The following is a 7379-nucleotide window of genomic DNA, read 5'->3' on the forward strand; positions in this document are numbered from 1 at the left end:
GCCCTTCAGATAGGCGGCGTGGTCCGAGGCGAGCTCGCCGGCCATAAGCGAGGCGGCGTGCGGGTCGAGGCGCAGGTCCATCACCGCGCGCCGGGCCTCGGCGCCATTCACCCGGTAACGACCGTCGGAGCCCTGGGTGATCAGCTCGGCGTAGCGGGCGTAGCCGTACTTCGAGCCGTGGGTCTTCAGCGTCTGCAGCCAGGTCTGCTCGACGAACTGGAAGAGGCCGGCGGCCGAGGACGTGGAGGCCCGCGCCGTCGGGTTCAGGCCGCTCTCGCGGCCCGCGGTCTTCATCAGGAAGCTGAAGTCGACGCCGGTCGCCTTGGAGGCGCGATCGATCGCAGCCTCGACGACCCCGCGAATCCCCTGGATGGCCATGGGTCCGAAGGTGGGCCGGCATGGTTAATGCGGCGCTAACCATATCGGACGGAACGCCGCACCTGCATCTCTTGACGCCCAGGAACTTCGGGACCACACATGTAATATCTTACGTGTGTAACCCCGGAGTCTCCGATGAACGCCCAGGCTTCCCTCTCCTCCGGCTTTACGTGGAAGGGTCGGCGGCTGTCGCCGACCAAGACCGCGGTGGTCGCTCTCTCACTGGCGGCCCACGCGGGGATCGCGGCCTACTTGGCGATGATGCAGTTCGCCCCGCCCCAGGTGGAGCCCTACGATCCGCCGCCGGTCAACGGCGGCTTCGTGACCCTCGAGAAGCCGAAGCCGCCGCCCAAGCCGCTGGAAGATCCGCCGAAGACGATCACGCCGCATACGCCAGTGAACCCCACCCAGGTTTACGTCGAGCCCCTGCCCCTCGATCCGCCGAAACAGATCACGCCGCCGCCGATCGGCCCGGTCGCCGAGCTGAAGGTCGACCCGCCGCAGATCACCCAGCCGGCCGCCGACCCGATCATCCGCAACCCGACGTGGCTGCGCCGGCCCGACGGCGAGGACCTGGCCCGCTACTATCCCGACGCGGCGGTGCGAAAGGAGGTGGAGGGCGCGGCCACCATCTCGTGCAGCGTGACCGCCCAGGGCTCGGTCACCGCCTGCCGCGTGCTGTCGGAGACGCCGGCTGGGGCGGGTTTCGGACCCGCGGCCCTGAAGCTCGCCCGCTACTTCCGGATGAGTCCGAAGACGGTTGACGGTCGGGCCGTGGAAGGCGGCCAGGTGAACATCCCGATCCGCTTCAACCTGCCGGAGGGCTAGCTAGTAGCTCTTGGGAAGGCCCAGGACGCGCTCGGCGATGTAGTTGAGGATCATCTCGCGGCTGATGGGCGCGATGCGGGGGATCATCGCCTCGCGCAGGTAGCGCTCGACGTCGAATTCCTTGGCGTAGCCCATGCCGCCGTGGGCGAGGACGGCGGCCTCGCAGGCGCGGAAGCCGGCCTCGCCAGCGAGGTACTTGGCGGCGTTGGCCTCGGCGCCGCACTCGCGCCCGGCGTCGTGAAGGGCCGCGGCCTTGAACGCCATCAGGTTCGCCGCCTCGAGCTCGGCCCAGGAGCGGGCGAGCGGGTGGGCCACGCCCTGGTTCTGGCCAATCGGCCGGCCGAACACGACGCGTTCCTTCGCGTAGCCGGCGGCGCGAGCGAGCGCAGCGCGGCCCAGCCCCACGGCTTCGGCGGCGATCAGCACCCGCTCGGGGTTCAGGCCTTCCAGCAGGTAGTAGAAGCCGCGGCCTTCCTCGCCGACGAGGGCGTCGGCCGGCACGTGCAGGTCGTCGATGAAGACGGCGTTCGATTCCACCGCCTTGCGGCCCATCTTCGGGATCGGCGTGGCCTGGATCTTCTCGCGGTCGAAGTCGACGTAGAACAGGCTGATGCCGTCGGTGGGCTTCTTCACCTCGGTCTTGGGCGTCGTGCGGGCGACGATCAGCATCTTGGTCGCGCGCTGGGCCATGGTGGTCCACATCTTGCGGCCGCGGATGACATAGCCGTCGTTCGTCCGGGTGGCGCGGGTGGTCAGGCTGGTGGTGTCGAGGCCGGCGTCGGGCTCGGTAACGCCGAAGCACATGCGGTCCTCGCCCGAGATCAGGCGGGGGATCAGCCGCCGCTTCTGCTCTTCCGTGCCGAATCTGGCGAGCGGCATGGGGCCGAAGATGTTGAGGTGCAGGGCGCTGGCGCCCGAGAAGCCCGCGCCGCTCTCGGCGACGGCCTGCATGGCGATGGCGGCTTCGGTCAGGCCCAGGCCCGAGCCGCCCAGCTCCACCGGCATGGCGGCGCCCAGCCAGCCGGCCTGCGCCATCGCCCCGACGAAGGCCTCGGGGAAGTCGCCGGTCTCGTCGGTGCGACGCCAGTAGGCGGCGTCGAAGCGGGCGCAGAGGGCCAGGACGCCCTCGCGGATCGCCTGCTGCTCGTCGGTGAACCAGAAGCCGTTCATGCAAAGCGCCTCGGGTTGAAGCGGGCGGCGTACGGCCCGGGCTCGCGCCCCAGGGCGCAGGCGGTCACCACCTTGGCGACGAGCGGCGCCAGGAGCCAGCCGTTGCGGCGCGCGCCGGTCGCCAGGATCACGCCAGCCTCGGTCCCGAATCCCACGATCGGCAGGCCGTCGGGCGTGGCGGCTCGCACGCCGGCGGAGAGCTCGAACGGCGCATCGGCGAGGTCGGGGAAAAGCCGCGCGGCGGCCTCGCGCAGCGGCGCCGCCTTGGCCGGGTCGACCGCCGGATCGGCGACGCCGGCCTCCATGGTGGCGCCGACGGTGATCACGCCGTCGCTCGGCACGGCGTAGGCGCCCTGCCCCCGGACGGTGACGCCCGCGGCCCAGGGCGCCGGCAGGCGCAGGATGTGGCCCTTGATCGGCTGCAGGATCGAAAGCTCGGGCGCGAGCGGCGCCTGGGCCGCCCCGGTCGCGACGACGAGCACGTCGGCGTCGCCGCGGTCGCGCACGGCCTCTCGGCGAAAGGCGACGCCGGCGGCCTCCGCCGCCGCGCGAAGGCGGGCCAGGGCCTGGGCGGCGTCCAGGCGCCAGTCCTCGCGGGTGAGGAGCGCCCGGGGGCGCTCGGCGAGGCCGGGCGCCAGCGCCTGGGCGGCGGCGGTCGGCAGCTCGGCGGCGTGGAGACCGAGGTCCCGGAACCCCGCCTCGACGGTATCCAGCCAAGCGTCCTCGCCCACGGCCATGGCCCCGTCGCGGCGGAGGGCGATGTCGGCGCGCTGGGCGAGCTCCGCCCAGAGGTCGCGGGCGGCCAGCAGGACCTCGATGTGCGGCCGCGCGGCGGGGTCCAACACCGCTTCGAAGGCCGGGGCGATCATGCCGGCGGCGACGCCCGAGGCGTTGGCGCCGGGTTCGGCCGGATCGCAGACGGTGACGCGCGCCCCGGCGTCGGCCAGCGCCAGGGCCGAGGCCAGGCCCAGGGCGCCCGCGCCCGCGATCGTCACCGTGACCTGCCCGCTCATGCCCCCTAACGACCCGCAGCGCCTTCGAAAATCAAGGCCACGCTGTCCGGAACCGCGTTTCGCGGCAGGGGTTCAACAAAGGCCCCCCCGCCCTCTCGACCACGGAGACCCCCATGGCTGCCGGGACCCAGACCGAATCCAAGAAGAGCAAGTCGTCGTCGAGCCGCTCGTCGTCCGCCAAGTCGGCGTCGAGCAAGAGCAAGTCGACCGCGAAGAAGACCTCGACCACGCCGAAGAGCGACCCCGCGACCCGCCTGCTGATGCAGGACCACCGGGCCGTCGAGAAGCTGTTCAAGCAGTACGAGAAGGCCAAGGAGGATCCGGCCCAGAAGCAGGCGATATTCCAGCAGATCTACATGGAGTTGGCCGTCCACACGCAGATCGAGGAGGAGATCTTCTATCCCGCCTCGCGTCCGCACGTGAAGGAAGAGGAGATGGTCAACGAGGCGGAGGTCGAACATGCCTCGGCCAAGGACCTGATGGCCCAGCTGCAGAAGATGAAGCCTGAGGATCCCTACTACGACGCGAAGGTCACCGTCCTGAAGGAGATGATCGAGCACCACGTCGAGGAGGAGGAGAAGGAATACTTCCCCGAGGTCCGGAAGACCGACATGGACCTGAAGGCCGTCGGCGAGCAGCTCAAGGTCCGCAAGGAAGAGCTGATGGCCAAGATGGGCGGCGGGACGGCCCACTGACCGCATGGCGGAAGCGCTCGATCCCGCCGTATCGAAAGACATCGACCGCCTCGCGGAGCAGGTGCTCCGCGAGGCGTGCGACCGGCATCTGAAGCTGGCCACCGCGGAGAGCTGCACCGGCGGGTTGCTGGCCTCGCTGCTCACGGACCTGCCCGGCCTGTCGCACGCCTTCGAACGCGGCTTCGTCGTCTATACCCATGAAGCCAAGCACGAGATGCTGGGCGTGCCGCAAGGCGTGCTCGACAATGACGGCGCCGTCAGCGAGCGGTGCGCGCGGGCCATGGCCGAAGGCGCCATCGCCCATTCCAAGGCCGACCTCGCCGTCTCGATCACCGGCTTCGCCGAGGGCGGTCCAGGGCAACCGGCCGGCCTGGTCCATTTCGCCTGCGCCCGGCACGGCAGCCCCACCGCCCACCGGAAGGAGACGTTCGGCGACGTCGGCCGGGCCGAGGTGCGGCTGCGAGCCCTGAAGACGGCCCTGGAGATGCTGCGCGAGAAGCTGATCCCCGCCGCCGACGCGGTCTGAACGCCGCCCAAGCGCCTGCGGCGTATTGCCAACCCGCAGCAAATCCGCAATGCACGGGATGCAGGTCTTCGCTAGAAAGACCGGTATGCTGTAGGGGGACGCCGAGTGTTGCGCGACTTTCTGGTCTGGCTCGCCACCGAGCTGGGCAAGGGCACGGACGAATACGCCATGTCCTGGAGCGAGGCGCTGGCCTCCTCGCTGAACTTCTGGGGCCTCTTGGAAGGCACCCACGTCCTGTCGCTGATGCTGTTCGCGGGCACCATCTTCCTGGTGGACCTGCGGCTGTTGGGCCTGGCCTTCAAGCGGACGCCGGTCTCGACGATCAGCGACCGCGTGCTGCCGCTGACGGTGTTCGGCTTCGTCCTGATGGTCGCGACCGGCCTGGCGCTCTTCTACGCCAAGCCTCTGCTTTATTACCACAATCTGTGGTTCCGCCTGAAGCTGATCTTCCTGGCGATCGCCCTGATCAACATCGTCGTCTTCCACTGGCGCGTGCAGCGGAACCGGCATGACTGGGACACCCTGGCCAAACCGCCGGCGAAGGCGCGTCTGTCCGCCGCCGTGTCGATCCTGGCCTGGATCGCAGTGATCACCACCGGCCGCTTCATCGCCTACGACTGGTTCGAGTGCGGCAAGCCCCTGCCCCGCTGGGCCAACGCCGCGCAGGAGTGCGCGGCGTCCGAGCGCGGCGCCATCGACATCGAGGAGCTGCCGCAATGAGCCTCGCCCCACAGGACTTCCTCCCGGCCATCGCCCCCTGGGTGGGCACGCTGGACGACGTGTGGCCGGGCGCGGCCGTGAAGCCCTACTTCGCGCACTGGGAAGTGGCCCACCTCCTGTCGATGATCATGCTGGGCGGGGCGAGCATCCTGCTCAACCTGCGCCTGATCGGCTTCGGGCTTTCCGAACAGAGCCCGTCCGAGGTGCGCCGGGACGTGCTGCCGTGGCTGAACGTGGGCGTGATCGGCATCCTGATCACCGGGCTGCTGATCGGCGCATCCAACCCCGACCGGCTCTACACGTCCGAGGCATTCACGGCGAAGATGCTGGGCCTGGCCGCCGCCCTAATCCTGACCTACGGCGTTAGCCTGCCGCTGGCGCGGGCCGATGGGCGCGCCGGCGCGGCAGTACGGGTGACGGCGCTGATCGGCTTCGTGTTCTGGGCCCTGTCGCTCTACGTCTTCGGCGTATCCAAGCTGGTGAACCCCGGCCTGTGGCACGTGGTGACCGCGGCAGCGCTGATCGTGCTGTTCGTCACCCGCGGCCTGACGCGCATCGTCTATGCGGCCGGCATGGCGGCCCTGATCGCCATCCAGTTCGTGACCACGCACTTCGTGATCAAGCCGGACGACTTCACGCGGCTGGACCCGGCCAACAAGGTCTTCTTCGCCATCTTTGCGGCGTGGATCCTGGGCGCTGCGGCGGTGCAGCTGATCTCGGCGGGACGGGGCCAGCACGGCGGGGCCTTCACCAAGGCCACGGCCTATGCCGCCATTCTGGTGTGGGTGACGACGGCCGCTGCGGGGCGCTGGATCGCGTTCGCGTAGAGCCTAACCCGCCATGGCGGGGTGCTTGCTGCCCCAGCCCTGATGCCATTCGGGCTCGCCCGCGTAACGCTCGGCGAGGAAGTCGACGAAGCCGCGAACCTTCGCCGCCAGGTGGCGCGCGTGCGGGTAGACCGCGTGCACGTGGATCAGCTCGGGCTCGTAGTGGCAGAACAGCGGCACGAGGCGGCCGGCCCGGAGGTCTTCGGCGGCCGCGAAGGCGGGGCTGCGGGTGACGCCGAAGCCGGCCCGGGCGGCCGCCACGCAGGCGTCGGCGCCGGCGAACCGCAGCCGGCCGTGCACGCGCACGTCGTGCGGCTCGCCATTGTGCAGGAAGCGCCAGACGGTGGGGTCGCGGGCGTTGGTGTCGAGGATCGCCTCCAGGTTGGACAAGGCCGCAAGGTCGGTGGGCGTCCCCACACGGGCGAGGTACTCGGGAGAGGCGCAGGTCACCATGCGGACCGCCGCGAGCTTGCGCGCCACCAGTGACGAGTCGGACAGGTGCCCGATGCGGACGGCCACGTCGAAGCCTTCCTCCACCAGATTGACCATCCGGTCGCTGAAGACGACGTCCAGCTGAACCGACGTGCACATGGCGGCGAAGTCGAGCAGCGCGGGCGTCAGCTGGTTCGCGCCGAACGACATCGGGGCCGAGACCTTCAGCAGCCCGGACGGTCCCGACTGGTCGCGGACGGAGCCCTCGAGAGCCTCGAACCCCTCCAGCAGCTCGCGGGCGCGGTCGAGGTAGGCTCGGCCGACGTCGGTCAGGGACACGTCGCGCGTCGTACGGTTCAGCAGCCGCGCCTTCAGGCGGTTCTCCAGCCGGGCGACCAGCTTCGACACCTGGGCGCTGGAGACGTCCAGCTTGCGCGCGCCGTGGGTGAAGCTGCGGGCGTCGGCCACGGCCACGAAGGCGGCGATCTCGTCGAGGCGGTCCATGAGGATTGTTTCCTTTCGGGCAACACAGTCATCCAAAGTCGCTGGATTATCAACAGCACGGCTGGGGCCCACCTTCCGCTAACCCGAGGCGCTCCGGATGGGAGAGCTCGGAAACCTCGCGAAAGGACTCCCCCATGTCGCAAGCCCGCTCCGTCGCCGTCATCGTCGGCTCGCTCCGCAAGGACTCGGCCACCCGAAAGGTCGCCCAGGCGCTCGCCGCGCTCACGCCCCAACTGAAGTTCGAGATTATCGAGATCGGCGACCTGCCGCATTTCGATCAGGACCT

Annotated in this window: 10 protein-coding genes; 6 read left to right on the plus strand and 4 right to left on the minus strand. The window is 69.9% G+C overall.

What is annotated here, in order from left to right:
• A partial coding sequence (locus RIF93_RS16825) for a transglycosylase SLT domain-containing protein (RefSeq protein ID WP_309092605.1) occupies nucleotides 1–378 on the minus strand: 378 nt, incomplete at its 3' end.
• A 135-nt stretch (nucleotides 379–513) separates the two neighbouring features.
• Here RIF93_RS16825 and RIF93_RS16830 point away from each other — a divergent pair.
• A complete protein-coding gene (locus tag RIF93_RS16830) occupies nucleotides 514–1206 on the plus strand; it encodes an energy transducer TonB (RefSeq protein WP_309092606.1) in 693 nt (230 codons plus the stop codon).
• Here the strand turns inward: RIF93_RS16830 and RIF93_RS16835 are convergent, their stop codons facing one another.
• Entirely contained in the window at nucleotides 1207–2376 is a 1170-nt protein-coding gene (locus RIF93_RS16835) for an acyl-CoA dehydrogenase family protein (protein ID WP_309092607.1), read from the minus strand.
• Complete coding sequence (locus RIF93_RS16840) at nucleotides 2373–3389, minus strand: FAD-dependent oxidoreductase (RefSeq protein ID WP_309092608.1); 1017 nt, start codon at nucleotides 3387–3389, stop codon at nucleotides 2373–2375. Before RIF93_RS16840 ends, RIF93_RS16835 begins: the two co-directional genes overlap by 4 nt.
• Before the next feature lie 113 nt (nucleotides 3390–3502).
• Between RIF93_RS16840 and RIF93_RS16845 the strand changes: the two genes are divergently transcribed.
• The 4 genes from RIF93_RS16845 to RIF93_RS16860 all read left to right on the plus strand — a co-directional run bounded on the left by RIF93_RS16845 (nucleotide 3503) and on the right by RIF93_RS16860 (nucleotide 6157).
• The gene (locus tag RIF93_RS16845) at nucleotides 3503–4084 is read left to right on the plus strand and encodes a hemerythrin domain-containing protein (RefSeq protein ID WP_309092609.1); all 582 of its coding nucleotides are present in this window, start codon (nucleotides 3503–3505) and stop codon (nucleotides 4082–4084) included.
• 4 nt (nucleotides 4085–4088) lie between these two features.
• Nucleotides 4089–4610, plus strand: coding sequence for a CinA family protein (locus tag RIF93_RS16850; protein WP_309092610.1), 522 nt, complete (start codon nucleotides 4089–4091; stop codon nucleotides 4608–4610).
• 108 nt (nucleotides 4611–4718) lie between these two features.
• Nucleotides 4719–5330, plus strand: a complete 612-nt coding sequence (locus tag RIF93_RS16855; RefSeq protein WP_309092611.1) for a DUF6644 family protein — start codon at nucleotides 4719–4721, stop codon at nucleotides 5328–5330.
• Complete coding sequence (locus RIF93_RS16860; RefSeq protein ID WP_309092612.1) at nucleotides 5327–6157, plus strand: DUF6644 family protein; 831 nt, start codon at nucleotides 5327–5329, stop codon at nucleotides 6155–6157. Before RIF93_RS16855 ends, RIF93_RS16860 begins: the two co-directional genes overlap by 4 nt.
• A 3-nt stretch (nucleotides 6158–6160) precedes the next feature.
• Here RIF93_RS16860 and RIF93_RS16865 read toward each other — a convergent pair whose 3' ends face one another.
• A complete protein-coding gene (locus tag RIF93_RS16865; RefSeq protein WP_309092613.1) occupies nucleotides 6161–7093 on the minus strand; it encodes a LysR family transcriptional regulator in 933 nt (310 codons plus the stop codon).
• A gap of 134 nt (nucleotides 7094–7227) precedes the next feature.
• On the opposite strand from RIF93_RS16865, the gene RIF93_RS16870 reads away from it, so the two are divergent.
• Nucleotides 7228–7379, plus strand: a 152-nt coding sequence (locus tag RIF93_RS16870; protein WP_309092614.1) for an NAD(P)H-dependent oxidoreductase, incomplete at its 3' end; no start/stop codon positions are given.

It is taken from the genome of Phenylobacterium sp. (genome assembly GCF_031181185.1).
GTDB lineage: Bacteria > Pseudomonadota > Alphaproteobacteria > Caulobacterales > Caulobacteraceae > Phenylobacterium.